A 353-nucleotide genomic window follows, 5' to 3' on the forward strand; every position below is an offset into this window, starting at 1 on the left:
GATACTAAAGACTCAGATGGTCAAGTTGTCAAAGTTACTGTTAAAGGTAATGATAACCCAACCATCGATAGTGGTTTCGTCAAAGAAACACATACAATCGGTGATACTGTTTGGGAAGATACCAACAAAGACGGTGTTCAAGATTCAGGTGAACCAGGAATTCCAGGTGTAACAGTCACTCTTACAAATCCAGATGGATCAACTAAGACTACTACCACTGATGAAAATGGTTATTATGAGTTTACTGACTTACCAGATGGTGACTACACAGTAACCTTCGAAACACCAGATGGTTACACACCAACAACACCAAATTCAGGTGACGATACTAAAGACTCAGATGGTCAAGTTGT

1 protein-coding gene is annotated in these 353 nt (G+C 39.7%); it reads left to right on the forward strand.

What is annotated here, in order from left to right:
* Positions 1–353, forward strand: a 353-nt coding sequence (locus A9Q68_RS10530) for an SdrD B-like domain-containing protein (RefSeq protein ID WP_131814186.1), incomplete at both ends; no start/stop codon positions are given.

This window comes from Streptococcus bovimastitidis (assembly GCF_001885095.1).
GTDB classification, from domain to species: Bacteria; Bacillota; Bacilli; order Lactobacillales; family Streptococcaceae; genus Streptococcus; species Streptococcus bovimastitidis.